This is a genomic window from Stenotrophomonas rhizophila (genome assembly GCF_007667275.1).
Taxonomy (GTDB): Bacteria; Pseudomonadota; Gammaproteobacteria; order Xanthomonadales; family Xanthomonadaceae; genus Stenotrophomonas; species Stenotrophomonas maltophilia_AE.
The window spans coordinates 236,178-260,068 of the sequence record NZ_VDQT01000003.1; the positions used below are offsets into that span (position 1 = coordinate 236,178).

The window sequence follows — 23,891 nt, forward strand, 5'->3', positions numbered from 1 at the left end:
AAACACGAAGGCCCGGGCGTTTGCCCGGGCCTTCGTGCGCATTCACGCATCACGCAGGAACGTGATGGATTACCAGATCACCACCTGCTTGTCGCCGGCGCGGACCATCGGCGAACCCGGCTTGCACTCGAACGCCTTCGCGAAGGTCGGCAGGTTCGACGGTGCGCCCATGGCACGGAACGCGGCCGGGGCGTGCGGATCGGTCTTCAGGCGGACCGCCGCGTTTTCCGGGGTGTACTTGGTGCGCCACACGGTCGCCCAGTTGAAGAAGAAGCGCTGGTCGCGGCTGAAGCCGTCGACCTTCGGGTCTTCCTTGCCGGCCGATGCCTTCTGCAGCGCATCGTAGGCCGTGGCCAGGCCACCCAGGTCGGCGATGTTCTCGCCCAGGGTCAGCTTGCCGTTGACCGCCTGGTCGCCGACCTTGTACCCGTCGAACTGGTTGACCAGCTTGCCGGTCAGGCCGCTGAAGTTCCTGGTGTCGGCCTCGCTCCACCAGTTCTCGAAGTTGCCGGTCGGCCCGAAGCGGCTGCCCTGGTCGTCGTAGCCGTGGGTCATCTCATGGCCGATCACCGCGCCGATGCCGCCGTAGTTCAGCGCGTCGTCGGCCTTCGGGTCGAAGAACGGCGGTTGCAGGATGGCGGCTGGGAACACGATCTCGTTCTGCAGCGGGTTGTAGTACGCGTTGACCGTCTGCGGGGTCATGCCCCACTCGGTCTTGTCGACCGGCTTGCCGATCTTGGACAGCGCGAACTTGTAGTTGAACTCGTTGGCCGCACGCACGTTGCCGAAGTAGCTGTCACGGCCGGTGGTCAGCCCGCTCCAGTCGCGCCACTTGTCCGGGTAGCCGATCTTCGGGGTGAAGGTTTCCCACTTGGCGATGGCCTTGGCCTTGGTTTCGTCACTCATCCAGGTCAGGCCCTGGATGCGCTCCTTGAGCGCGGCGGCCAGGTTCTTGACCAGCTCTTCCATCTTGGCCTTGGACTCGGGCGAGAAGGCGACCTTGACGTACAGCTGGCCGAACGCTTCGCCGGCATCGTTTTCGATGGTGCCGAGCACGCGCTTCCAACGCGGCTTCATTTCCTTCTGGCCGTTGAGGGTCTTGCCGTAGAACTGGAAGTTCTCATCGGCGAAGGCGTCGGACAGGTACGGCGAGGCGCCGTCGATGGTGCGGAAACGCAGGTACGAACGCCACACCGAAGGATCGGTATCGGCCAGCGCCTTGCTCACTTCCTGGTGGAAGCTGGGAATGGCCAGCGAGAACTTCTCCGGCGCGGCGATGCCCTGCGCCTTGAAGAATTCGGTCCAGCTGAAGTTCGGGGTGAGCTTGTCGGCGTCGGCGACGCTGACCGGGTTGTAGTACAGCGAGACATCGCGCGACAGCTGTTCGCTGGACTTGGATGCCTTGGCCAGGCGGGTTTCGAACTTGATCACATCGGCGGCCTGCTTGGCCGCGTCGGCGGCTGCGACGCCGGAGAGTTCCAGCACCTTGGCCACGTGGGCCTGGTAGGCCTTCAGCTTGTCGGCGTTCCTGGCGTCGGTGTAATAAGTGGTGTCCGGCAGGCCGAGGCCGCCCTGGCTCGCATAGGCGATGTTCTGCGAGGAATTCTTGAAGTCCGCCTCCGGGCCGAAGCCGAACAGAACGTTCTCGCCCTTGGCGGCGCTGGTGCGCAGGTAGTTGGCGATGGCGTCCTTGTCCTGCAGGCCGTCGATCGCGGCCAGGTCGGCCTTGATCGGCTCGATGCCCTGCGCGTTGATCTTGGCTTCGTCCATGCCGGTGGCCCAGAAGTCGCCGACGATCTTTTCAATGCCGGTCGGGTTCTTCACCGCCGCGACCTGTTCGGCCAGCTGGTGCTGCACGGCGACCGAGCGCTCGTCGAGGATGGTGAAGGCGCCCCAGCTGGTGCGGTCGGCCGGGATTTCGTTGGCGGCCAGCCACTTGCTGTTCACGTAATCGCCGAACGCGGTGCAGGCGTCCAGGCTCGGGTCCAGGTCGGACGGGTGGAACGCGTTGTACGCCGGCAGCTTGGCTTCATCGAGCTTGAACTCGGTCGCGGCCGGGGCAGCGGCAGTCGGGGTGGCGGTGGAGGCCGCGCCGTCCGTAGCCGGGGTTTCGGTCTTGCTGCAGCCGACCAGGGCGGCCGAAACGGCCAGGGTCAGCAGAACCATCTTGGGAGTGCGAGAGATCACGTGTTGGCCTCCGGGCCGAAGAATCTTTCAGGATGGCCCCAGCGGGGCCGTGGGCCAGACGATACGCCGCTGGACGGGCCTGCAAGGGTGTCGAAGGTCATGGCCGAAGGCAAGCCGGTGCCCCGCACGGCATGCCGCCAGCGGGGGACAAGCCACCGGGTACCGGTGTATACAGCCTGCATGGGCACTTCCAACACGCGCGAGTGGGATGCGGTCATCATCGGCGGGGGGCACAACGGCCTGGTCTGCGCAGCCTACCTGGCCCGGGCCGGGCGGCGGGTGCTGGTGCTGGAACGCCGCAGCGTGATGGGCGGGGCGGCCGTCACCGAGGAGTTCCACCCCGGATTCCGCAATTCGGTGGCTTCCTATACGGTGTCGCTGCTGCAGCCGCGCATCATCCGCGAGCTGGCCCTGGCCGAGCACGGGCTGCGCGTGGTGCCGCGGCGGATCAACAACTTCCTGCCTTTGGACGGCAATTACCTGCTCGCCGGCGCCGGCCTGACCCAGGCCGAAGTGGCGCGTTTCTCCGCGCGCGACGCCGAACGCCTGCCGGCCTTCGAACGGCGCCTGGAAACGTTTGCCGATGTGCTGCGCGACGTGGCCCTGCAGGCACCCCCGAACCTGGGCGAGGGCCATTGGCTGAGCCAGCTGCCGGCGCTGTGGCAGGCCGGGCAGCTCGGTCGCCGCCTGCATGGGCTGCCAGCGGCGCTGCGCCAGGAACTGCTGGACCTGTTCACCATCTCCGCAGCGGAATACCTGGACCGCTGGTTCGACAGCGCGCCGATCAAGGCACTGTTCGGTTTCGACGGCATTGTCGGCAACTACGCCAGTCCCGAAGCGCCGGGCAGCGCCTATGTCCTGCTGCACCACGCGTTCGGCGAAAGCAACGGGGTCAAGGGAGCGTGGGGCCACGCCATCGGTGGCATGGGCGCGATCACCCAGGCGATGGCGCGTTCTGCGATGGCCGCCGGCGCGACGCTGCGGACCGATGCCGGGGTGCGTCGCGTGCGGGTCGAGCAGGGCCGCGCGGTCGGCGTGGAAACGCTGCAGGGCGAGGTGATCCGTGCACGCGCCGTGGTCGCCAACGTCAACCCCAAACTGCTCTACGAACAGCTGCTGGCGCCGGACCAGGTGCCGATCGCCACGCGCGAGCGCATGGCCAACTGGCGCTGCGGTTCGGGGACGTTCCGGATGAACGTGGCGCTGTCGGCGCTGCCGTCGTTCACGGTGCTGCCCGGGGCAGGGGACCACCTCACCGCCGGCATCATCATCGCGCCGAGCCTGGCTTACATGGAGCGGGCCTACCATGACGCCCGCCAGTTCGGGTGGTCGCGACAGCCCATCGTGGAACTGCTGATTCCCAGTACCCTGGACGATACGCTCGCGCCGCCCGGCCAGCATGTGGCCAGCCTGTTCTGCCAGCACGTGGCACCGGAACTCCCCGACGGGCGCAGCTGGGACGATCACCGGGAAGAAGTGGCCGACCTGATGATCGCCACCGTGGAGCGGCACGCGCCGGGCTTCAGCGCATTGGTGCTCGGGCGCCAGGCGCTGAGTCCGCTGGACCTGGAACGTACCTTCGGGCTGATCGGTGGCGACATCTTCCATGGCGCGCTGAGCCTCAACCAGCTGTTCAGTGCACGGCCGATGCTGGGCCAGGCAAACTACCGGGGCGCGCTGCCCGGGCTCTACCTGTGCGGGGCGGGAACCCATCCCGGTGGCGGCGTCACCGGCGCGCCGGGACACAACGCGGCCAAGGTCATCCTGGCCGGCTGAAACGGGATCGGCCACCCGAAGGTGGCCGATGCCGGTCAACCTGGCTGCAGCGTTTACAAACCGCCGCCGCCACATCCCTTGCCGAGGTAGTCGTCGATCAGCCGCAGCTGGTCGCCCATGATCGCCCGCGTCCACGCCGGACCGTGGGCGTAGTCGGCGATGGCGTGGTACTCCACCGGCTGGCCGGAGTTCTTCGCCTTGGCCACGAACCACTCGGACTGTTCGATCGGCACGGTGCGGTCGCGGTCGCCGTGGTAGACCATCAACGGGATCTTCGTCTCGCCGGCCTTGTCCAGCGGGTTCAGGCCCTCCACCGTCTTGGCCTGGGCCTGGCGGAAGAACGGATTGTTGTAGAACCGCGACCAGATCTTCTTGATGTCCGACACGCCGGCGCCGGCAATGGCGCACTTGTACAGGCCGTTGGGACGCACCGACGCGGCGAACGCGGAATAGCCGCCGTAGGAGAAGCCGAACATGGCGATGTGGCCGGGCTGGGCGATCTTCTGATCGATCATCCACTTGGCGCCATCATCCTTGTCGTCCTGCATCTTCTGGCCCCACTCGGCGTCGCCGGCCATCCACAGCCGGCGGCTCCAGTCGGCCGAGCCGCGGAACTGCGGGCGCAGCACGGCCATGCAGCGCGACGCCATCAGCGGCACCCACATCGAGCCGTCGAAGTCCATGCCATCGCGCGACCACGGGCCGCCGTGCGGGTGCACCACCGCCTTCCACGGACCTGCACCACACAACTCGGTGTTCGGGGTGGTCAGGAACGCCGGGATGTCCAGGCCGTCGCGCGCCTTGTAATAGACCAGGCGGGTGTTGCCCAGTGCGGCCGGGTCGAGCTTGGGGTAGGTCCTGGCCAGCAGGGTGAGCTGGCCGTTGTTGAACAGGTAGTAGGCCGGCGGATCGGCCGGACCGGACACCGACACCAGGAAGGTTTTCAGGTTGGCGCTGTAGTCCAGCAGGCGGATCGCCTTGCCGGTGTCCAGCGTGGTGGTGGCCTGCTGGCCGGTCGCCGGATCGACCAGGGTCACTTCGCTGGAGGTGATCTGCAGGGCCTGGCGCAGGCCCTGTTCCAGTGCCTTGAAGGTGGGGTCGGTCCACTGGATTTCATTCTGCCGCGGGCCGCTGTAGCCAACCCCGAGCAGCGCGCCGAACGGCACCCCCTCCACGCCCTTGTAGCGGTTCAGCACCACGCTGCCGGCATTGAAGAACTTGTGTTCGAACAGCACTTCCTTCTGCTTGCGCGCGCTGATGTCGTACTCGTAGATGACCGTCTTGTCGCGGCCTACGTTGCTCTGGATGAAGGCGATGTTGGGGTCTTCGGCGAAGCCGACCACCTGGGTGATGTCGCGGTCCTTCACGTGCGAACGGAAGTGCTCTTCCCAGGCGTTGCTGGCCGGGTTGCGGAACTCGGTGGCGATGTACGCGCCGGTGGCGTCCAGGTCCTGGCGCAGGCGTGCGCGCAGTTCGCTGTCCAGGTCGGTGACGTACCCGGCCACGCGCTCCTCGGTCTTCTGGATGCGCTGCGCGCTGAACGTACGCAGATTGACCTTGTATACGTCGCCGGAATTGCTGCCCGAGCCGTTGATCACCAGGATGTTGTCAGGGTCGTTGGGGAGGGTGTCGAGCACGGTGGAATTGGACAGCGCCTGCTCGAGCTCTTCATTGCGGCTGGTGGCGCGTGGCGGGTTGATCGGCTCCTTCCACTGCTTGCCTTCGGTGTCGGTGATGAAGAACTTGCTGATGAAGGTCTTGTTGAGGCGGTCGGTGCGCAGGTCGAACGGCTGCCACAGGGTCACCGCCAGCAGCCCGTTCTTGATGAAGCTGACCCCCTGGAACTTCATGCGGCCGGCACCGATCACGGTCGGCGCGGCGTCCAGCGCATCGGTTTTCCAGACCAGGATCACGCGGTCTTCGCCACGCGCCTGCAGGCCTGCGATCTGCTTGCCGTCAGGCGACAGGGAAAGGCTGGAGACGTCCGGGAACGCGGCCAGCTGTTCGATGCTGGGCACGGCCGGCTTGGCCAGCGCGGGAAGCGGGGACGCCAGTGCGATCGCCAACGCGGCGAGGCCCAAGATTTTCAAACGCATCAGGTACTCCTTCCTGGAACATTCGGTAGGCAAAAAAAAACCGCCGCCCGAAGCCGGGCGGCGGTCCTGTACTGCTATCAGAAGCTCTTGCTGATGTTCACGAAGTAGGTGCGGCCGATGTAGTCGTAGCCGCTGTACAGCGGGGCGTTGCCGACCCGGTTGTACGCGCCCGACGAGATCACCGGCGGCTCTTCGTTACGCAGGTTGCGCACGCCACCGATCACCGACCAGGTGTCGGCCTTGTACTCGGCCGACAGCGAGTGCAGGAAGTAGCTGGCCACGTCGAACTTGTACACCGAGGTTGCCGGGTCCAGTTCGTAGTAGTCGTAGCTCTGCATGGCGTTGATCCACTCCATGCCGTAACGGACGCGCCACTTGTCCCAGCTGTAGACCACGTCCAGCGTACCGGTCATGTCCGGGGTGTTGAGCATGCCGTTGTAGTCGATCAGCTCGTCGTCCTGGAACAGCTTGTTGGACTGTTCGAGGAAGCGGGTGACCTGGGCGGTGGCACGCAGGCTGCCCGGACCGATGTCGCGGGTGTAGCGCAGGGTCCAGTCCAGGCCGCGCACGTTGTCGTTGGCCAGGTTGACGTAGCTGTCATACACGGTCAGCGCGTTGTTGACCGGGTTGCGCGGGTCGACCAGGCGGCAGAACCCGCCGCCGGCGCGGAAGTCCGGGCTGTTGTAGCACAGGTCCAGGATGTTCGCGCCGCCGGCGCGCGCGACGCCGTTCTCGACCTTGATGTCGAAGTAGTCCACCGCCAGCGAGAAGTCGCCGACCGAGGCCGGGGTCTCCGGCTGCAGCACGATGCCACCAGTGAAGTTCTTCGAGGTTTCCGCCTTCAGCCCGCTTGCCGCGCCGCCGGCCTGGATGACCGCGACCGACTGGGTGGCATTGAAGTCCGGTGCCAGGCCTTCCGAGGCGCAATTGATCGCCAGCGGGGTGCCCGGGTCGTTGCCCCAGGTGTTGCAGGGGTCGATCTGGTTGCTCAGGAAGCCGCTGGTGGCGCCCAGGAACTGTTCGAACAGCGCCGGGGCGCGGTACGAAGTGCCGTAGGAGGCGCGGAACGACACCCAGCTGACCGGGGTCCACAGGCCACCGATCTTGTAGGTCTCGTCCGAACCATACGAGTCATAGTCGGTCCAACGCGCGGAGGCGTTGAAGGTCAGTTCCTCTGCACCGGTCACGCCCGACAGCACTGGGATCTCCAACTCACCGAACACTTCCTTCACCGCGTCCTTGCCGCGGGTCGGGGTGGACGAGGTCAGGTTGTACAGGTTGTTGTTGATCGAATCGATCGACGGGGTGTCGTCGATCTTGGCGCGGCGGTACTCGGCACCGATCGCGGCCTGCACGTCACCGTGCGGCAGCGAGAACACCGGGCCGCTGAAGGACACGTTGGCGGTGGTTTCGGTGTACAGCGTGTTGCCGGTAACCGGGCGGAACACATAGTTCACCCAGTCGCGCGGCAGTTCGCCGCCGATCACGGCGCTGGTCAGTCGCGGTGCGGCAACGCAGCCGTTGGACGGGTCCACGCAGCTGAAGCCGCCGGCGCCGTTGGAGACCACGCGCAGGCTCTGGTTCAGGCGGTCGGTCAGGAACGACTGCTGGGTGTAGTCGGCGTCCGAGCGCGCGTGGCTCAGGTAGAAGTCGTAATCCCAGGTGTTGCTGACGTGGCCGCGCACGCCGGCGGTGCCCTTGAAGAAGTCGACCTTCTGCGAGCTCTTGTCGTTGCCGAAGCCGATGAAGGCGCGTACGCCCACGCCGCCGCCGAAGTTCGACGAGGCCAGGTTGGCCGGGATCAGCGGGCTGCCGCGCAGGTAATCCAGCGACAGCTGGCGGTAGCCGGTCTGTTCGGATTCACGGCGGCTGCCGAGCAGTTCGCCGTAGAACTCGGCGTCGCCCATGAAGCCCAGGTCGTAGCCACCCTGCAGGTAGGCGGTGTGGGTTTCGGCACCGGAGATCAGCGAACGGTTCAGCGTGCGCGGGTCGAAGGTGTCGCGGATGTTGCTGTTGGTGGTCTGGCCACCGCCCACGCCTTCAAAGCCGACCAGACCGGTGCTGACCGCCGAGTTCGGGCGCCAGCGGTTGAAGGTGGTGCCACGCGCGCCTGCGGCGGCAACGCCGGTCAGGTTCTGGGTACCGATGGTGTTGATGGTGACGCCGTTGGAGCCGGTGCCGGTGATCGGGTAGCACTTGGGTTGGCCGGTCAGCGGGTCGATGGTGTCGGCACCACCCCAGCCGCCGCCGGTGGGCAGGCGACGGTAATCGGTGTTGCAGCGGGTCCATTCGCGGTCGTTGAGGGTCAGCTCGTCGCGGTTGTAGTACTCATACGAACCGGAGATGTGGCCGCGCGCGCCGGTGGTGCCGGCCACGATCGCGTAGCGGCGCTCTTCGCCGCCACCACCGTCGGTCGCGGTCTGGCGCGCTTCGAAGGTGACGCCGTCGATCTTGTTCTTGGTGATGATGTTGATGACGCCGGCGACGGCGTCGGAGCCGTAGATCGACGAGGCGCCGTCCTTCAGCACTTCCACGCGGTCGACGATGGCGTCGGGCAGCACGTTCAGGTCGGTGGCGCCGACCGAGCCGCGCGAGCCGGCCGGGGCGATGCGGCGGCCGTTCATCAGGATCAGGGTGCGGGTCGGGCCCAAACCACGCAGGCCGACGGTGTTGGCGCCCGGGCCGCCGTTGGTGACGTAGCCGCCGTACGCATTGTTGATCTGCGCGGCACCGGCGGTGACGGCGGTGCTCTGCAGCACGCCGGCGGTCGACTGGAAGCCGGCCAGGGTGGTCTCTTCACGGGTGATGACCTGCACCGGGGAGACCGAGTTGAACACGTCGCGGCTGATGCGCGAGCCGGTGACGGTGACCGTCTCGAGGCTGGTGGCCTTTGCCTTGGCGGCGTCTTCCGCCGACTGGGTCGAGGTGGTGCTGTCCTGCGCGAAGGCAGCGCCCGAAGCACCCAGCACCAGCGCGGTGGCCAGCGCGAAGCTCAGCGGATTCCGGCTGAGCGACTTGCGATTCATCATGTAGATCCCCTTGGAACGATCGATTGCGTCAAACACCGGTGACATGGACCAGCAGGCGTCTCCGTGTGCCCTCGGATCAGGTCTTGGCAGTGACTGCCCCCTGTAACACCAGCTTCACGAGCTGATGACCCGAGGTTAACACGGCCTTAACGAGGCCTGTCAACTGTTCATCAGGAAGTCATAAAGACAAGCTAGGCAAAGCCGTGCTTTCGTTCTCATCTGGCTTGCAAGCTATTGTTCTTAAAGATTGTTTAGATGGTTTTAAGTGAAACGAATTTCTCCATACTGTGACGCACGCACGGTATGGGTTGCTGGCCGCACCCTGCGTCCGAATCCGTGGATGTCCGTTTGATGTCCTGTCGGGAAGCAGCCGGACAACACGACGACAGCGTAGGACAACGCCCCGCGTCTCCGGGCCCGCTGGACTATCATGGGCGGCTTCCCGTGCCGCTTTCCCGGAGTACCTGCAGTGAGTGCCAGCCCGTCCCGACGTCCCCATGCCAGCCAGGTACAGAAGGGCCTGACCCTTCATCCGCGCGTCCGCAACGTGATCGCGGTCGGATCGGGCAAGGGCGGGGTGGGCAAGTCCACCACGGCGGTCAACCTGGCGGTGGCGCTGGCCCGGCTGGGCGCACGCGTCGGCCTGCTCGATGCGGACATCTACGGCCCCAGCGTGCCGATGATGCTGGGCCTGAGCGGCCGCCCGGAGAGCCCGGACAACAAGTCGATCGAACCGCTGCGTGCGTTCGGGGTGGAGACCATGTCGATCGGCTACCTGATCGAGGACGAAACCCCGATGATCTGGCGTGGCCCGATGGCGACCTCGGCCATGACCCAGTTCTTCAACGACACCCTGTGGGACGACCTGGATTACCTGCTGATCGACCTGCCGCCGGGCACCGGCGACATCCAGCTGACCCTGACCCAGAAGATCCCGCTGGCCGGTGCGGTGATCGTCACCACCCCGCAGGACATCGCCACGCTCGACGCGAAGAAGGCGCTGAAGATGTTCGAGAAGGTCGAGGTGCCGGTGCTGGGCATCGTCGAGAACATGGCGGTGCACACCTGCAGCAGCTGCGGCCAGGTCGAACACCTGTTCGGCGACGGTGGCGGGGAGCGCATGGCCGCGCAGTACGGCGTGGCGCTGCTGGGCTCGCTACCGCTGGACATCGGCATCCGCGAACAGGGCGATGCCGGTACCCCGATCACGGCCGCCGCGCCCGATTCGCCGGCCGCGCAGGCCTACCTGCGCGCCGCCGAACGGCTGGTGGAGGAGGTGGCCAAGCGCCCGCGCGCGAGCATTTCGATCCTCTCTTCGCTGCTCTGATCTGTTTAGAATCGCCCGATACCGAACCCAGGACCCCCCATGAGCATCAAGAGTGACCGCTGGATCCGCCGCATGTCCGAGCAGCACGGCATGATCGAGCCGTTCGAAGCCGGCCAGGTCAAGCAGGCCAACGGCCAGCGCATCGTCAGCTACGGCACCTCCAGCTACGGTTACGACGTGCGTTGCTCGCGTGAGTTCAAGGTGTTCACCAACATCAACTCGACCATCGTCGATCCGAAGCACTTCGACCCGGGCAGTTTCGTAGACATCGTCGGCGACGAATGCATCATTCCGCCCAACAGCTTCGCGCTGGCGCGCACCGTGGAGTACTTCCGCATCCCGCGTGACACCCTGGTGGTGTGCCTGGGCAAGAGCACCTACGCGCGCTGCGGCATCATCGTCAACGTGACCCCGCTGGAACCGGAGTGGGAAGGCCACGTCACTCTGGAATTCAGCAACACCACCCCGCTGCCGGCGCGCATCTACGCCAACGAAGGCGTGGCCCAGATGCTGTTCTTCCAGGCCGACGGCGACGATGTGTGCGAAACCTCGTACAAGGATCGCGGTGGCAAGTACCAGGGCCAGACCGGCGTAACCCTGCCGCGCACCTAGATGGGTAGCGCCGACCGCTGGTCGGCTGCTCCTGTCGCACACATGAAAAAGCGCGGATCGCTCCGCGCTTTTTTTGTTGCCTGTCGACCGGGTTATTTCCCGCGTCCGAACAACAGCCCGATGCCCACCGCCACCAGCAGCACCGGCCACCAGGTAAGGATCAGGCGGCCCAGGTTCATGTTGGTCCAGCCCAGGTTGCTGGCGAGCAGGAACAGGCCGACGAGGATCAGGACGATGGCGGCGACTAGGTTGGAGCGCATCAGGGGCAGGGTCCGCTTAGGGCTGGGGCGAATATCCTAGCCGTTCCTTCCACATCGCGACACGCTCCTGCAGCACGGCCTCATCGAACGGATGCGGCTGGCCATGGCCCCACACCGGCGCCGGCCACGCCGGGTCGCCCACGTGCCGGCCGACCACGTGGAAATGCAGCTGGGGCACGATGTTGCCCAGTGTGGCGAAGTTGATCTTCTCGACCCCGTCGGTGCCCTTGAGCGCCCGGCAGCACCGGTTCAATTCCGTGCGCAGCTGGTCCTGCTGGTTCCCGTCCAACTCCAGCCATTCAGTGATGCCGGTCACACGCGGCACCAGCACAAGCCACGGGTATCGTTCGTCGTTCATCAACCGCACTTGCGACAACGGGCCTTGGTCCACCAGCACACTGTTGGCGGCCAGGCGTGAATCCAGTTCAAAATCGCTCATCCAAGATGCTCCGAAAAGAAGTCCAGGGTGCGTTCCAGCGCCAGCTCGGCGCTGTCCGGATCATACGCATGTCCGACGCTGCGGTTAAAGGCGTGGTCGGCCGGGTAGACGAAGGTGGCCATCTTCGGCAGCTTCTCGCGGTGGGCCTGGATCGCCTCGGGCGGAATGCTCTTGTCCTGCGCGCCGAAGTGGAACATGACCGGGGCCTTCGGCGTTTCGTCGAGGAACTGCACGTTGCGTGCGCCGTAGTAGCTGACCGACGGCAGGCCCAGGCGCAGCGCCGAGAGCAGGGCGATGCTGCCGCCCCAGCAGTAACCCACGGTGCCGACCTTGCCGGCCGGCGCCAACCGCGAGGCGGCCGCGCGGACCACTTCCAGCGCCTTCTCCACGCCCAGCGCGGTGACGTGTTCCAGGCCCTGCTTCACCCCGTCCGGGTCATAGGGCAGGGCATCCGGGTCGGAATCCGCCCCGTCGACCAGGTCGAAGAAGGAGGGGGCCAGCACCGCATAGCCTTTCGCCGCGAAGCCCTCGGCCACTTCGCGGATATGCGCGTTGGCGCCGAAGATCTCCTGGATGACCACCAGCCCGGCGCGCGGCTTGCCTTCAGGCGTGGCCTGCCAGGCCCGGACCGGACCGTGATGCGTATCAAGCGTGACCCACTCACCCATTGCCAGACTCCTGTTGGTTCAGGCGTTCATTATCGGCGCGGACCGGGTTAGCGGGGTGTCGCGGGCGTGCCCGGGCTGGCGGTTGGCCTTGCAGCAGCAGTCGATGCATTCAGGGCCCGGGGCCCAACGCCGGTATACTTGCCGCCGTTTCCGGCCCCAGGTCCCCGCGCCATTCCGGCGTGGGCCCAGGCCCCCAGAGTCCCGCGATCCATGTCCCAGCTGAACCCCAAAGTCGGCTTCGTCAGCCTTGGCTGCCCGAAGGCCCTTGTCGATTCCGAGCGCATCCTCACCCAGCTGCGGGCCGAGGGCTACGACATCGTCCCCTCCTACGATTCTGCCGACGTGGTGGTGGTCAACACCTGCGGCTTCATCGATTCGGCGGTGACCGAGTCGCTGGACGCGATCGGCGAGGCGATGAATGCCAACGGCAAGGTGATCGTCACCGGCTGCCTGGGCAAGCGCCCGGAGGAGATCCGCAAGGCCTACCCGGACGTGCTGGCCGTCTCCGGTCCGCAGGACTACACCAGCGTGATGGAGGCCGTGCATGCCGCGCTGCCGCCGAAGCACGACCCGTTCGTCGACCTGGTGCCCGATTACGGCATCAAGCTGACCCCGCGGCATTACGCGTACCTGAAGATTTCCGAAGGCTGCAACCACCATTGCAGCTTCTGCATCATTCCCTCCATGCGCGGCAAGCTGGTCTCGCGCCCGGTGGACGAGGTGCTGCGCGAAGCCGAGCGGCTGGTACGCGGCGGGGTAAAGGAGCTGCTGGTGGTGTCGCAGGACACCTCGGCCTATGGCGTGGACGTCAAGTACGCCGAACGCATGTGGCGCGACAAGGCCTACCAGACCCGCATGAAGTCGCTGTGCGAGGGCCTGTCCGAACTGGACGCGTGGACCCGCATGCACTACGTGTACCCGTATCCGCACGTGGACGAGGTGGTGCCGCTGATGGCGGAGAACCGCATCCTTCCCTACCTCGACATTCCGTTCCAGCACGCCAGCCCGCGCATCCTCAAGCTGATGAAGCGCCCGGGTGCGGTCGACAAGACCCTGGAACGCGTGCAGCGCTGGCGCCAGCTGTGCCCGGACATCACCGTGCGCTCGACCTTCATCGTCGGCTTCCCGGGCGAGACCGAGGCCGAGTTCGAAGAACTGCTGTCGTTCCTCGATGCGGCGCAGCTGGACCGCGTGGGCGCGTTCGCCTACTCGCCGGTGACCGGCGCCACCGCCAACGACCTGCCCGGCGCGGTGCCGGAGGAAGTGAAGCAGGAGCGCCTGGCCCGCTTCATGGCGCGCCAGGCCGACATTTCCGCGGCGCGCCTGGAAGCGAAGATCGGCACCGTGCAGCAGTGCCTGGTCGATGCGATCGAAGACGGTATCGCGGTGGCCCGTTCCAAGGCCGACGCGCCGGAGATCGACGGCCTGGTGCATATCCAGAACGCCGACGAAGCGCGCCTGCGCGTGGGCCAGTTCGTGGACGTGGAGATCACCGAGAGCGATGAGCACGATCTTTACGGCGATGCGCTCATCGATGAGAGCCCGACGAAGAAGCTGCTCGACCTCAAGGTGCTGTGACCGACGCGGCCGCCCCCGGGGCGGTCGGCCGCCGGCGTTTCATCGCGCCGGCGCGCGCGGTCGTGGATCGGGCGTGCTTCGCCCATCCGCTGTTTGCGGCGTTCGCTGATTACCGGGACCTGATGGTGGCCGCCGACTGGCCGACCCTTTCCGCGCTGAACCAGCGGCTCGCTCTGTCGGGAAGGCAGCTGGTCGAGCAGGATGACGCGCTGCTGGCCGATGGCCTGCACTACGAGCAGCGCGTCGCACGCGGCCAGATCGCCACCCGCGCGCACAACTGGCATGACCTGTTCAACGCCCTGGTGTGGGCGCGCTACCCGGCGTTGAAGGTCGCGCTCAATGCACGCCAGTGCCACGACATCGCGCGCAACCCGCCCGGCCAGCGCAACCGTGCGCAGGCCGCGCTGACCCAGTTCGACGAAACCGGCGTGATCGTGCGGGTGCGCGATGCGTCGTTGCTGCACGCTTGGGACCGTCACGACTGGCACGCGCTGTTCGTCGACGGCGCGGCGCAGTGGCGCAGCGGCGAGATCGCCGTGTCTGCCGTGTTCGGGCATGCGTTGATGGAGCAGGCGCTGTTGCCTTCGCGATTGCTGGTGGGCAAGTGCCTGGTAGTGCGGGGCGAGGATGACGCGCAGGGGGTGGAGCAGGTGGCGCAGGCCATCGCGCGTGCCGACGTGCTCAATGATCCGCTGGAACTGCGGCCGCTCCCGTTGATGGGCATCCCCGGTTGGCATGCCGATCAGGACCACGCGTTCTATCAGCGGATCGAGTATTTCCGGCCCGCCCGAGCGGGCAGGGTGTACCCCTTACCCGTCCGGTAGCGCACTGGAATCAACGTCAAACGCACTCTCCGCCGACGGTCATGCCACCATCGAACGCGGCATGTTCCCCGGCAGTCGATCGGGATGCGACCCTACCAGCCCTGCATGCACTGGTAGGGTTGGTTCCCAAACAACCGCCCGTAACGGTTCAACGCCCGGTAACGCATTGCAACCAACCTCGTAACCGCCTTCGTATCACCCAACCGGATACTCCACCGCCAGGATCGCAAACCCGGTGCGTCCGCTCGGCAGCTCCACCTCGAACTCGTCGTCCACGCGTTTCTTCAACAACGCGCGCGCCAGCGGCGAATCGATGCTGATCCATCCCGCACCCGCATCGGTCTCATCCGGACCCACGATGCGGTAGCGGCTGACATCGCCGCTGTCCACGTTCTCCAGCTCCACCCACGCGCCGAAGAACACCGCCTGCGGATCGGTCGGCACGGTGTCCACCACCCGCAGCGACTCCAGCCGCTTGGTCAGGTAGCGCACGCGGCGGTCGATCTCACCCAGCTGCTTCTTGCGGTAGGTGTACTCGGCGTTCTCCGAGCGGTCGCCTTCGGCAGCGGCCGCGGCGAGCGCCTTGACCACCTCCGGGCGGCGCACGCGCCACAGCTCGTCCAGTTCGGTCTTCAAGCGCTGATGGCCCTGCGCGGTGATCAGGGCCGTACTCTTTTCCGCAGGGGGACGCCAACGCGACATCGGTCAGCGCTTGCCGCCGAAAATGCCACCCAGGATGCCGCGCACGATCTGGTTGCCCAGCTTGGTGCCCACCGTGCGGGTGGTCTGCTTGGCCATGGTTTCGATCATGCCCTGGCGGCGCTTGGTGCCGAAGATCGCGTCCTTGATCGACTGCCCGAACCCGCCTTCCTGCTGCTCGTCCTGCTCGCGCGTGCGGGCCTTGGGCGCATCGGCCTGCTCCACCGCCTTGGCCGCACGCTGGGCCAGCAGCTCGGCCGCCGACTCCCGGTTCACCGCCGTGTCGTAGCGGGTTCCGACCGGGCTGCCGGCGCGCACCTGGGCGCGTTCGGGCTCGGTGATGGCGCCCATCCGGCAGCGGGGCGGGGCGATCCGGGTCTGCTGCACCGGCGAGGGAATGCCCTTGTCCTGCAGGGTGGAGACCAGCGCCTCGCCGGTACCCAGCTGCGACAGCGCCGCCACCACGTCCAGCTTCGGATTGGGCACGAAGGTTTCAGCGGCGATCTTCACCGCCTTCTGGTCGCGCGGGGTGAACGCGCGCAGCGCGTGCTGCACGCGGTTGCCCAGCTGACCCAGGATGTTGGCCGGCACGTCGTCGGGGAACTGCGAGCAGAAATACACGCCCACGCCCTTGGAGCGGATCAGCCGCACCACCTGCTCGATGCGCTGCACCAGCGCGGCCGGCGCATCGTCGAACAGCAGGTGCGCTTCGTCGAAGATGAAGACCAGCTTCGGCTTCTCCAGGTCACCCACCTCGGGCAGGGTTTCGAACAGCTCCGACAGCAACCACAGCAGGAAGGTCGAGTACAGGCGCGGTTTGAGCACCAGCTGGTCGGCGGCCAGGATGCCGATCACCCCGCGCCCGTCATGGTTGACCCGCATCAGGTCGGCCAGTTCCAGTGCCGGCTCGCCGAAGAAGGCTTCGCCGCCGTCCTGCGACAGGCGCAGCAGGGCACGCTGGATTGCGGCCACGGTCTGCGCGCTGACCAGTCCGTATTCGGTGGAGATGTCCTTGCGCTCGTCGGCGACCAGGCCGAGCAGGGCGCGCAGGTCGTCCAGGTCCAGCAGCAGCAGGCCACGGTCGTCGGCCAGCTTGAACACGATGTCCAGCACGCCGGCCTGGGTGTCGTTGAGTTCCAGGATGCGGGCGAGCAGGGTCGGGCCCATTTCGCTGACCGTGGTCCGCACCGGGTGGCCGAGCTTGCCGTACAGGTCCCAGAACACGGTCGGGCTGCCGGCCGGCGCGTAATCGGCCACGCCGATCTCCTTCGCGCGCTGCACCAGCGCCTCGCTGCCCGCGCCCGGTACGGCCAGGCCGGAGACATCGCCCTTCACATCGGCCAGGAACACCGGCACGCCGATGCGCGAGAAGCCTTCGGCCAGGGTCATCAGGGTAACCGTCTTGCCGGTGCCGGTGGCGCCGGCCACCAGGCCGTGGCGGTTGCCCAGCGCGGGCAGCAGGGTCACGGGGATGTCGTCGGTGGTGCCTCTGCCGAGCAGGATCGGATCCATGGTCAACTCGCTCTGTGGACGGGCTATGTGAATGGGCAGGATTCTAAACGTCGGCAGGCAGCGGCGGGCAGACCGGGTTGCCCCGATGCAAGCGGCACGGCTACTCTGCCCTGTCTTTCGCCCACAGTGCCAAAAATGCCCGTTCCTGTCCTGCTTTCCCGTGCTTGGCCGTTGTTGGCGCTGTTTCCCCTGCTGTCGTTCGTGCCCGATGCGCACGCCCAGCGCGTCTCGGCGCGCGACAAGGCGAAGATCGAGGTGCTGGAGCAGCGCATGGCCGCCGCCGAGAAGCGCTACGCCGACGCGCTGGTGCTGGTCAACAACGCCGACCCCAAGGGCAAGAACGAAAGCGACGCCGCGCTGGAGGACATGGAGGACGTGATCAGCGCCTGCGTGGTGCAGAAGGGCTGCCAGGTCAGCAACCTGCTGGTCACCTACAAGCGGCTGCTGAAGACCAACACCGACGCCCGTGATGCCGACGACAGCGAGGGCATCGCCAGCGATGGCGGCCTGCTCGAAGCCGACCCGGACCACCTGGGCCCGCTGGCCGCCGACGTGCCCGAAGCGGCCCGCGCAGCGGCACTGCTCAACGACAAGCGCCACGCCTTCGACAACATGGTCGAATACAACCCGGCGGTGCAGGCCGGCATCCGCCGCTGGCTGACCGACATGCGGCCGGCGCTGATGAATACCTACGAGAACTACCAGACCCTGCGCGCGGTGATGTGGCCGGAATGGGAAAAGCGCGGCCTGCCTGAGGCGCTGCTGTTCGGGATCATGGCCAAGGAGTCCAACGGCCGCGTGCACGCCTCTTCGCGCGCCGGCGCCGCCGGCTTGATGCAGTTCATGCCGGCCACCGGGCGCCGTTTCGGGCTGGGCCCGGACGGCACCGGCTTCGACACCCGCTTCGATGCACGCAGTGCGGCCGAAGCCAGTGCCAGCTACCTCAACGAGCGCATGCGCGAACTCAACAACAACGTGGAACTGTCGCTGGCCGGCTACAACGGCGGCGAAGGCCGGGCCGGGCGTGTGTATCGGCAGAATGTGGGGCAGAGCTTCTGGGTGGACAACGTCTACAACCAGTTCCCGGCCGAAACCAAGGACTACGTGCCGATGGTGATCGCCGCGGCGTGGATCTACCTGCACCCGCAGCAGTACGGCGTGGACTTCCCCAAGGTCAGTGCGCAGCCGGCCACGATCCGCCTGGCCAAGTCCACCACCATCTACGAGCTGACCATCTGCCTGGGCAGCACCGGCACGCGGGATGGCTACATGCGCGCGCTGCGCAACCTCAACCCGCGCTACGAAGCCGACGGCTGGATTCCGGCGGGCACGATCATCAATGCCACCACCCGCATTGCCGGCCTGTACAACCGCTACTGCGTCAGCGGCCCGCGTGCCGACCTGGCGCGCACGCTGATCACCGCCGACCTCAATGCCGCCATCGTGCGACCCGCAGCCGCCAGCTACACCGGTAACGTCGCGGTCGGCAGCGTGGTGCCGATGGCCGGCGTGCAGTCCAGCGCCCCGGTGCCGACCGCCCCGGTCGCGCCGGTGGCCGTGCCTGCCGCCAAGGCCAAGCCAAAGGCGGCGAAGACCCACAAGGTCGGCAAGGGCGAAACGCTCGGCCGGATCGCCGACAAGTTCGACTGCGACGTGCGCGAGCTGGCCAGGGCCAACGGCTTGAAGGCACCGGCGTATGCGCTGCGCCAGGGCCAGTCGCTCAAACTGCAGGGCTGCGGTAAATAAACTCCGAGGACGACCGATGGAAATGACCGAAATCAACGAGATGTTCGCCAACATCCGCGAAAACACCGACTGGGATCTCAACGGCGAGCTGGTCTGGGGCTATTTCTTCGTCAACACCACCGAGGCGCCGCTGCACGACCTGGCCAAGGTGCTGGAAGGGCAGGGCTATACCGTGGTCGAGGTGTTCGAACCGGAGCTGGAACCGGATGAGCCGCCGTACCACGTGCTGCACGTGGAGCGGGTGGAGGTGCACAGCGAAGCATCGCTGGATGCGCGCAACCAGGAGCTGCAGGCGCTGGCCAAGGCGAACGGGGTGGAGGATTACGACGGGATGGACGTTGGGCCCGTCGAGTTTGCACACGACCCGGGTAACGAATGAAAACAAGACGCCCCGCGAAAGCGGGGCGTTTTTCATTGCGCAGGGACACGCCATGCGTGTCCGCTTCTCAACGAAGGGTGGCCAATGCCTGGCCGAGCTGCACGGCATGTTCGGCGTCGAGGTGCGGGGCGAAATCGGCCACGCCCGGCGGCAGCAGCACGATCACCGTCGAGCCGTAATTGAAGCGCGCCATCTCGGCAAACCGTTCCAGGGTGATGCCCTTGCCGCGGTAATCCTTGCGGGTGATCGTATCGCCATAGGCCGGGATCTCTTCCCCACCCCACACCGTCTCCACGCCCGACACCAGCAGCGCGCCGACCATCACCTGCACCATCGGACCGAAATCGGTGTCGAAATGACAGACCAGGCGCTCGTTGCGGGCGAACAGCCCTGGCACGTTGTTGACCGCAGCCGGGCCCACGCTGAACAGCCGGCCTGGCACGTGCACGGTTTCGCGCAGGGTGCCGGTCCACGGCATGTGCACGCGGTGGTAGTCCTTCGGCGACAGATACACCGTGGCGAACAGGCCGTGGTGGAACACTTCGGCATCGGCGGCATCACCGAGCAGCTCGGCTGCGGTGAACGACTGGCCCTTGGCCTGGAAGATGCGCCCATCCTCGATCGCGCCGAGCTGGCTGATGCGCCCGTCGGCCGGCATCACCAGGGTGCGCGCGCCGGCATCGGGCACGCGCGCGCCCGGCTTGAGCGCGCGGGTGAAGAACTGGTTGAAGGTGGGATAGCTGCGCGGGTCCGGATTGGCGGCCTCGGCCAGGTTGACCCCGAACTTTTCGGTCACCGTGTCGATCAGCCAGCGCGAGATCCGCGGGTTGCTGGAATACGCCAGGCGCCGTGCCATCGACGACAGCAGGCGGTGGGGCAGGACGTAGCTCAGCGTGGTGGTCAGGCTCATGGCGCGGATTTCTCGGTCAACAGGTTCAGGTCGCGGGCGATGGCCTGCGCATTGAAGGGAGGGCGGACCAGGCCGGCCAGCCTGCCGTCCGGGTCCAGCACGGCCAGGCCGGCTGAGTGTTCCAGGGTGTAATCCTGGGGGTTTTCCTCGAAGTCCTTGCCCGGCACCTTCTGGAACACGAAGCCCAGCGCGGTGGCGAAGCGTTCCAGCGAGGGGACGTCGGCGGTGGCGGCCAGGGTGTCCTTGTGGAAGGCGTGCACGTACTCGCCGAGCCGCGCAGGGGTGTCGCGTTCCGGGTCCACCGACACGAACACCAGCCGGGGCCGCAGCGTTTCCGGCTGGGCTTCCCACTGCTTCTGGGCCTGGGCGAGGTCGGCCAGGGTGGTCGGGCAGATGTCGGGGCAGGCCAGGAAGCCCAGGAACACCAGGGTCCAGTGACCCTTGAGCTCGCCGGGAATCAGCCGGGTGCCGTCGGACTGGGCCAGGTTGAAGTCCGGCAGCGGGCGCGGCTGCGGGTAGAAGGTGATCGACTCCGTGGCCGGGCGGGTGCCTGCCGTGGTGGGGCCGAACACTTTCTGGGCGACGACCAGGCCGAGCCCGGCGGCCAGCGCGATGAGCAGGATGATGCCGACATTGCGATTGAACATGTAAGCCCGTTCCCGAAGGGGGCCACCATGATAGGGGATGGGGCGCCGGCCGCACCGTTTCGACTGCAACGGATGCCGTGCTGCGCCGCAGCGCCTATAATCTGGGGCCACTTTGTCTGTTGCCCTGCCATGACCGCCGAAACGGCCGCCGAACTCCATACGATCATCGACCTGATCCGCTACGGCACCAGCCGTTTCAACGCCGCCGGGCTGACCTTCGGGCACAGCTACGACAACGCCCTGGACGAAGCCACCCAGCTGGTCCTGCACGCTTTGCACCTGCCGCACGACCTGGGGCCGGCCTACGGCGCCGCGCGCGTCCTCGGGTCGGAGAAGGCCGAGGTGCTGGCCCTGTTCGAGCGCCGCATCAGCGAGCGCCTGCCGGCCGCCTACCTGACCGGTGAGGCCTGGTTCGCCGGGCTGAGCTTCAAGAGCGACCGCCGCGCCCTGGTGCCGCGTTCGCCGATCGCCGAGCTGATCGAAACCGGCTTCGAACCGTGGCTGGCCGGCCGTGACGTACACCGCGCGCTGGACCTGTGCACCGGTTCGGGCTGCATCGCCATCGCCATGGGCCACTACTACCCGAACTGGGAAGTGGACGGCGTGGACCTGAGCGATGAGGCCCTGTCGCTGGCTGAAGAGAACAAGGAACGCCTGCAGGCGCACAACGTTACCCTGCTCAAGTCGGACCTGTTCAATGGCCTTACCGGCCGGCACTACGACCTGATCGTGACCAACCCGCCGTACGTCACCAACGACGAAACCGACGCGCTGCCGCAGGAATACTCGTACGAGCCCGAAATGGGCCTGCGTGCCGGCGACGACGGCCTGGACCTGGTGCTGAAGATCCTGCGCGACGCCCCGCTGCACCTGAGCGAAGACGGCCTGCTGATCTGCGAAGTGGGCGAATCCGAACAGCATCTGATCAAGCTGCTGCCGGAAGTCGATTTTGCGTGGGTCGAATTCAAGGTCGGCCAGATGGGCATCTTCGCGGTCGAGTGCCGCGAGCTGATCGCCCACAGCGCCCGCATCACCGAACTGGCAGCGCAGCGGCCGTGAGTTCCAATACCTTCGGCAAGCTGCTTTCGGTCACCACCTTCGGCGAATCGCACGGTCCGGCGATCGGCTGCGTGATCGACGGCTGCCCGCCGGGGCTGGAGATCAGTGCCGACGAATTCGCCCACGACCTGCAGCGCCGCGCCACCGGCAAGAGCCGGCATACCTCGGCGCGGCGCGAGGCCGACGAGGTCGAGATCCTGTCGGGCGTGTACGAAGGGCGCACCACCGGTACGCCGATCGCGCTGCTGATCCGCAACACCGACCAGCGCAGCAAAGATTACAGCAACATCGCCCAGCAATTCCGCCCGGGTCATGCCGACTACAGTTACTGGCAGAAGTACGGCATCCGCGACCCGCGCGGTGGCGGGCGCTCGTCCGCGCGCGAAACCACCATGCGCGTGGCCGCCGGCGTAATTGCGAAGAAGTGGCTGCTGCAGCGCTTCGGGGTGACCGTGCGCGGTTACCTGTCGCAGCTGGGCGAGATCACCCCGACCGGCCATGACTGGTCGGCGGTGGAAGACAACCCGTTCTTCTGGCCGGTGGCCGAACAGGTCCCCGCGCTGGAAAGCTACATGGACGCGCTGCGCAAGTCCGGCGATTCGGTCGGCGCGCGCGTCAACGTGGTGGCCGATGGCGTGCCCCCGGGCTGGGGTGAGCCGATCTACGGCAAGCTCGATGGCGAACTCGCCTCGGCGTTGATGAGCATCAACGCGGTCAAGGGCGTGGAGATCGGCGACGGCTTTGCCAGCGCCGCGCAGAAGGGCACCGAACACCGTGACCTGATCACCCCTGAAGGCTTCGCCAGCAACCATGCCGGCGGCATCCTCGGCGGCATCTCCACCGGTCAGCAGGTCACTGCCTCGATCGTGCTCAAGCCCACCTCGAGCCTGCGCCTGCCGGGTGCGACGGTGGACGCCAGCGGTGCTGCGGTCGATGTGATCACCACCGGTCGCCACGACCCGTGCGTAGGCATCCGCGCCACCCCCATCGCCGAAGCGATGATGGCGCTGGTGTTGATGGACCAGGCGCTGCGCCACCGCGCCCAGTGCGGTGACGTGGGCGAAATCACGCCGCGCATCCCCGGATCCATCGATGGCTGACATGCGCCCGCGCGTCTGGGTCAGCCAACCCCTGTTCGATGATGTGATCGAACAGCTCGGGCAGCATGTCGAGCTCGCGATGACCCGCGAGGTGACCCGCTATACGCCCGTGATGCTGGCCGAACAGCTGGCCCAGGTCGATGGCGCGCTGATCACCCTCAACGAACGCATCGGCGCGGCCGAGATCGCCAACGCGCCGCAGCTGCGCGCGATTGCCAATGTCGGCGTGGGTTACAACAACCTGGACATCGGCGCGCTGAGCGCGGCCGGCATCCTGGCCAGCAACACCCCGGACGTGCTGACCGAAACCACCGCCGACCTGGGCTTTGCGCTGCTGATGGCGACCGCGCGGCGGATCACCGAAGCCGAGCGCTGGCTGCGCGAGGGGCAGTGGGGGCAATGGTCGTTCCAGACCATGCTGGGCGCCGACATCCATGGCAGCACGCTGGGCATCCTCGGCATGGGCCGCATCGGCCAGGGCATCGCCCGCCGTGGTGCGCTGGGGTTCGGCATGCGCGTGCTCTACCACAACCGTTCGCGCCTGCCCGAGGCGACCGAAGCCGAAGTCGGCGCGCAGTACGTCGACCTGGACACGCTGCTCGCCCAGGCCGACCACCTGGTGCTGGTGCTGCCCTACAGCGCGGCCTCGCACCACATCATCGACGCCGCCGCACTGGCGAAAATGAAGCCCACCGCGACCCTGGTGAACATCGCCCGTGGCGGCATCGTCGACGAAGCGGCGCTCGCCGATGCACTGGCGAACGGCCGGCTGGCGGCCGCCGGGCTGGACGTATTCGAGGGCGAGCCGAGCGTGCGCCCCGAGCTGCTGGCCCTGCGCAACATCGTGCTGACCCCGCATATCGGCAGCGCCAGCCTGGCCACCCGCCGCGCCATGGTGCAGCTGGCGGTGGACAACCTGCTGGCCGCGCTCGGCCTGGGCGCGCATGCCGGCAACCCGCCCAGCGCCATCAACGCCGACGCCGTGGCCGCCAAAAAAATCGACGACGCAAAACGATAGGGAATCTCCGCGCCTGTTGCGCGAG

General features: G+C 66.8%; 20 protein-coding genes. 10 read left to right on the forward strand and 10 right to left on the reverse strand.

Translation table 11 applies throughout. The features are described from left to right. Window positions 1-69 precede the first annotated feature (69 nt). Entirely contained in the window at window positions 70-2,184 is a 2,115-nt protein-coding gene (locus tag FSZ13_RS11660) for a M13 family metallopeptidase (RefSeq protein WP_186308937.1), read from the reverse strand. A gap of 183 nt (window positions 2,185-2,367) precedes the next feature. Between FSZ13_RS11660 and FSZ13_RS11665 the strand changes: the two genes are divergently transcribed. After that, window positions 2,368-3,963 carry a phytoene desaturase family protein gene (locus tag FSZ13_RS11665; RefSeq protein WP_145479836.1) on the forward strand — a complete coding sequence of 532 codons (1,596 nt, stop codon included), beginning with the start codon at window positions 2,368-2,370 and terminating at the stop codon, window positions 3,961-3,963. Window positions 3,964-4,016: 53 nt separating this feature from the next. On the opposite strand, the gene FSZ13_RS11670 is transcribed toward FSZ13_RS11665, so the two are convergent. Both FSZ13_RS11670 and FSZ13_RS11675 read right to left on the reverse strand, forming a co-directional pair. Beyond that, window positions 4,017-6,059: an alpha/beta hydrolase family protein gene (locus tag FSZ13_RS11670; protein ID WP_145479838.1), complete on the reverse strand. Its 2,043-nt coding sequence runs from the start codon at window positions 6,057-6,059 to the stop codon at window positions 4,017-4,019. A gap of 77 nt (window positions 6,060-6,136) precedes the next feature. Further along, window positions 6,137-9,085 (reverse strand): TonB-dependent receptor plug domain-containing protein, encoded by a 2,949-nt coding sequence (locus tag FSZ13_RS11675; protein WP_260844163.1) that lies wholly within the window; start codon window positions 9,083-9,085, stop codon window positions 6,137-6,139. Window positions 9,086-9,518: 433 nt separating this feature from the next. Here FSZ13_RS11675 and apbC point away from each other — a divergent pair, with 433 nt between their 5' ends. After that, the gene (gene apbC / locus FSZ13_RS11680; RefSeq protein WP_186308917.1) at window positions 9,519-10,415 is read left to right on the forward strand and encodes an iron-sulfur cluster carrier protein ApbC; all 897 of its coding nucleotides are present in this window, start codon (window positions 9,519-9,521) and stop codon (window positions 10,413-10,415) included. Window positions 10,416-10,454: 39 nt separating this feature from the next. Continuing rightward, entirely contained in the window at window positions 10,455-11,027 is a 573-nt protein-coding gene (gene dcd, locus FSZ13_RS11685) for a dCTP deaminase (protein ID WP_145479842.1), read from the forward strand. Between the two features lie 92 nt (window positions 11,028-11,119). Here dcd and FSZ13_RS18410 read toward each other — a convergent pair whose 3' ends face one another. The 3 genes from FSZ13_RS18410 to FSZ13_RS11695 are packed head-to-tail and all read right to left on the reverse strand — an operon-like array spanning window position 11,120 to window position 12,394. Beyond that, on the reverse strand, window positions 11,120-11,287 hold the full coding sequence (locus tag FSZ13_RS18410; RefSeq protein ID WP_186308918.1) for a LiaI-LiaF-like domain-containing protein: 168 nt from the start codon (window positions 11,285-11,287) through the stop codon (window positions 11,120-11,122). Between the two features lie 16 nt (window positions 11,288-11,303). Further along, on the reverse strand, window positions 11,304-11,726 hold the full coding sequence (locus tag FSZ13_RS11690; protein WP_145479845.1) for an HIT domain-containing protein: 423 nt from the start codon (window positions 11,724-11,726) through the stop codon (window positions 11,304-11,306). After that, window positions 11,723-12,394: a dienelactone hydrolase family protein gene (locus FSZ13_RS11695; RefSeq protein ID WP_145479847.1), complete on the reverse strand. Its 672-nt coding sequence runs from the start codon at window positions 12,392-12,394 to the stop codon at window positions 11,723-11,725. The genes FSZ13_RS11690 and FSZ13_RS11695 overlap by 4 nt, the downstream gene beginning before the upstream one ends. Before the next feature lie 210 nt (window positions 12,395-12,604). On the opposite strand from FSZ13_RS11695, the gene rimO reads away from it, so the two are divergent. Together rimO and FSZ13_RS11705 are read left to right on the forward strand one after the other, a co-directional pair. After that, complete coding sequence (gene rimO / locus FSZ13_RS11700) at window positions 12,605-13,972, forward strand: 30S ribosomal protein S12 methylthiotransferase RimO (protein ID WP_145479849.1); 1,368 nt, start codon at window positions 12,605-12,607, stop codon at window positions 13,970-13,972. After that, on the forward strand, window positions 13,969-14,796 hold the full coding sequence (locus FSZ13_RS11705) for a DUF3025 domain-containing protein (RefSeq protein ID WP_145479851.1): 828 nt from the start codon (window positions 13,969-13,971) through the stop codon (window positions 14,794-14,796). Before rimO ends, FSZ13_RS11705 begins: the two co-directional genes overlap by 4 nt. Before the next feature lie 195 nt (window positions 14,797-14,991). Here FSZ13_RS11705 and greB read toward each other — a convergent pair whose 3' ends face one another. Further along, on the reverse strand, window positions 14,992-15,498 hold the full coding sequence (gene greB, locus FSZ13_RS11710; RefSeq protein WP_145479853.1) for a transcription elongation factor GreB: 507 nt from the start codon (window positions 15,496-15,498) through the stop codon (window positions 14,992-14,994). A 3-nt stretch (window positions 15,499-15,501) separates the two neighbouring features. Beyond that, a complete protein-coding gene (locus FSZ13_RS11715; protein ID WP_145479855.1) occupies window positions 15,502-17,007 on the reverse strand; it encodes a helicase HerA-like domain-containing protein in 1,506 nt (501 codons plus the stop codon). A gap of 135 nt (window positions 17,008-17,142) precedes the next feature. On the opposite strand from FSZ13_RS11715, the gene FSZ13_RS11720 reads away from it, so the two are divergent. Next, the gene (locus FSZ13_RS11720) at window positions 17,143-18,753 is read left to right on the forward strand and encodes a transglycosylase SLT domain-containing protein (RefSeq protein WP_145479857.1); all 1,611 of its coding nucleotides are present in this window, start codon (window positions 17,143-17,145) and stop codon (window positions 18,751-18,753) included. Between the two features lie 16 nt (window positions 18,754-18,769). Continuing rightward, the gene (locus FSZ13_RS11725) at window positions 18,770-19,132 is read left to right on the forward strand and encodes a ribonuclease E inhibitor RraB (RefSeq protein WP_145479859.1); all 363 of its coding nucleotides are present in this window, start codon (window positions 18,770-18,772) and stop codon (window positions 19,130-19,132) included. Between the two features lie 67 nt (window positions 19,133-19,199). Here FSZ13_RS11725 and asd read toward each other — a convergent pair whose 3' ends face one another. Together asd and FSZ13_RS11735 are read right to left on the reverse strand one after the other, a co-directional pair. Further along, a complete protein-coding gene (gene asd / locus FSZ13_RS11730; RefSeq protein ID WP_145479861.1) occupies window positions 19,200-20,042 on the reverse strand; it encodes an archaetidylserine decarboxylase in 843 nt (280 codons plus the stop codon). Continuing rightward, the gene (locus tag FSZ13_RS11735; RefSeq protein WP_145479863.1) at window positions 20,039-20,689 is read right to left on the reverse strand and encodes an SCO family protein; all 651 of its coding nucleotides are present in this window, start codon (window positions 20,687-20,689) and stop codon (window positions 20,039-20,041) included. Before FSZ13_RS11735 ends, asd begins: the two co-directional genes overlap by 4 nt. A gap of 129 nt (window positions 20,690-20,818) precedes the next feature. Here FSZ13_RS11735 and prmB point away from each other — a divergent pair, with 129 nt between their 5' ends. From prmB to FSZ13_RS11750, 3 genes are read left to right on the forward strand one after another with little or no spacing between them, the layout of a single operon-like run. Next, window positions 20,819-21,748 carry a 50S ribosomal protein L3 N(5)-glutamine methyltransferase gene (gene prmB / locus FSZ13_RS11740; protein ID WP_145479865.1) on the forward strand — a complete coding sequence of 310 codons (930 nt, stop codon included), beginning with the start codon at window positions 20,819-20,821 and terminating at the stop codon, window positions 21,746-21,748. After that, window positions 21,745-22,848: a chorismate synthase gene (gene aroC / locus FSZ13_RS11745; RefSeq protein ID WP_145479868.1), complete on the forward strand. Its 1,104-nt coding sequence runs from the start codon at window positions 21,745-21,747 to the stop codon at window positions 22,846-22,848. The genes prmB and aroC overlap by 4 nt, the downstream gene beginning before the upstream one ends. Then, the gene (locus tag FSZ13_RS11750) at window positions 22,841-23,866 is read left to right on the forward strand and encodes a 2-hydroxyacid dehydrogenase (protein ID WP_145479870.1); all 1,026 of its coding nucleotides are present in this window, start codon (window positions 22,841-22,843) and stop codon (window positions 23,864-23,866) included. The genes aroC and FSZ13_RS11750 overlap by 8 nt, the downstream gene beginning before the upstream one ends. Window positions 23,867-23,891: the final 25 nt, after the last annotated feature.

Excerpts from the sequence above, each read along its gene's own strand:
- FSZ13_RS11665 (WP_145479836.1), top strand. The coding sequence starts at position 2,368 with ATGGGCACTTCCAACACGCGCGAGTGGGATGCGGTCATCATCGGCGGG.
- FSZ13_RS11670 (WP_145479838.1), bottom strand. The coding sequence starts at position 6,059 with ATGCGTTTGAAAATCTTGGGCCTCGCCGCGTTGGCGATCGCACTGGCG.
- FSZ13_RS11675 (WP_260844163.1), bottom strand. The coding sequence starts at position 9,085 with ATGAATCGCAAGTCGCTCAGCCGGAATCCGCTGAGCTTCGCGCTGGCC.
- apbC (WP_186308917.1), top strand. The coding sequence starts at position 9,519 with ATGGGCGGCTTCCCGTGCCGCTTTCCCGGAGTACCTGCAGTGAGTGCC.
- dcd (WP_145479842.1), top strand. The coding sequence starts at position 10,455 with ATGAGCATCAAGAGTGACCGCTGGATCCGCCGCATGTCCGAGCAGCAC.
- FSZ13_RS18410 (WP_186308918.1), bottom strand. The coding sequence starts at position 11,287 with ATGCGCTCCAACCTAGTCGCCGCCATCGTCCTGATCCTCGTCGGCCTG.
- FSZ13_RS11690 (WP_145479845.1), bottom strand. The coding sequence starts at position 11,726 with ATGAGCGATTTTGAACTGGATTCACGCCTGGCCGCCAACAGTGTGCTG.
- FSZ13_RS11695 (WP_145479847.1), bottom strand. The coding sequence starts at position 12,394 with ATGGGTGAGTGGGTCACGCTTGATACGCATCACGGTCCGGTCCGGGCC.
- rimO (WP_145479849.1), top strand. The coding sequence starts at position 12,605 with ATGTCCCAGCTGAACCCCAAAGTCGGCTTCGTCAGCCTTGGCTGCCCG.
- greB (WP_145479853.1), bottom strand. The coding sequence starts at position 15,498 with ATGTCGCGTTGGCGTCCCCCTGCGGAAAAGAGTACGGCCCTGATCACC.
- FSZ13_RS11715 (WP_145479855.1), bottom strand. The coding sequence starts at position 17,007 with ATGGATCCGATCCTGCTCGGCAGAGGCACCACCGACGACATCCCCGTG.
- FSZ13_RS11720 (WP_145479857.1), top strand. The coding sequence starts at position 17,143 with ATGCCCGTTCCTGTCCTGCTTTCCCGTGCTTGGCCGTTGTTGGCGCTG.
- FSZ13_RS11725 (WP_145479859.1), top strand. The coding sequence starts at position 18,770 with ATGGAAATGACCGAAATCAACGAGATGTTCGCCAACATCCGCGAAAAC.
- asd (WP_145479861.1), bottom strand. The coding sequence starts at position 20,042 with ATGAGCCTGACCACCACGCTGAGCTACGTCCTGCCCCACCGCCTGCTG.
- FSZ13_RS11735 (WP_145479863.1), bottom strand. The coding sequence starts at position 20,689 with ATGTTCAATCGCAATGTCGGCATCATCCTGCTCATCGCGCTGGCCGCC.
- prmB (WP_145479865.1), top strand. The coding sequence starts at position 20,819 with ATGACCGCCGAAACGGCCGCCGAACTCCATACGATCATCGACCTGATC.
- FSZ13_RS11750 (WP_145479870.1), top strand. The coding sequence starts at position 22,841 with ATGGCTGACATGCGCCCGCGCGTCTGGGTCAGCCAACCCCTGTTCGAT.